This window comes from Vibrio sp. 10N.222.55.C6 (genome assembly GCF_041473395.1).
In the GTDB taxonomy this organism is placed as follows: Bacteria; Pseudomonadota; Gammaproteobacteria; order Enterobacterales; family Vibrionaceae; genus Vibrio; species Vibrio crassostreae_C.
In genome coordinates, this window is record NZ_JBFRSD010000894.1 from 1 (window position 1) to 768 (window position 768).

1 protein-coding gene and 1 pseudogene are annotated in these 768 nt (G+C 47.7%); both read left to right on the forward strand.

The features are described 5' to 3' along the window. Nucleotides 1-199, forward strand: a pseudogene (locus AB4486_RS26740) (ribonuclease Z); the annotation flags it as partial. Beyond that, the coding region (locus AB4486_RS26745) for an inositol monophosphatase (protein ID WP_372119798.1) at nt 189-768 on the forward strand (580 nt) is incomplete at its 3' end. The pseudogene AB4486_RS26740 and the gene AB4486_RS26745, both read left to right, overlap by 11 nt.

Sequence of the window (768 nt, forward strand, 5' to 3'; positions counted from 1 at the left end):
TCATACCAGTCACGGATCGTGGGCGCAACTCTCCAGTGTTGAAGTAAAACCTGGCAGTCAGTGGAAACTCTATCATATAGAACCAGCGGTACGCTCGCCGCTTTCAATTGCAATCCATCATCGTACTGAGTTCGAGTTGGCAAAAGAAGACGAGATTCTGGTTGCTATCAATCATTGGGGAAACGGTAATGTCGCTTAATCAACCAGGTTCAAACTGCTCAAGTCCAAATCGAGTTCAATCACGTGACGAACTTAATGTCATGTTAAACACCGTTATCGAGATAGCTAACGACGCGGCAACCATTGCAATGACATGGTTCAACAATCGACATGACCTGTCAGTGGAGTCAAAGGGACACCACGACTGGGTATCTGAAGCTGACCGAGAGGTAGAACAGTTCATTCGCCAAGCACTAAGCCACGCTTACCCTACGCATCACTTCTTTGGCGAGGAGCTTGGTGGGAAGTTAATCGCCCCTTGCTGGGTAATAGACCCCATTGATGGCACGACAAATTTTCTCTACGGGCATGGCGACTTTGTTATTAGCATCGCCTTTCTAGACCAAAATGGCGCGTGTATTGGCGTGATCGCAAACCCAATACAAAAGCGAGTGGTCGTCGCCAGTCGCGGGCAAGGAGCCTACGAAATTAAAAATGGAGAGACCCGCCCTTTAAGGCCAAGGCCACTTTCAGACAAAGAATTAGTCATAGGGCTAAATCTTAATTACCAACCAAAGGTTGCCAACGGCTACTTACGCAACACAGAAT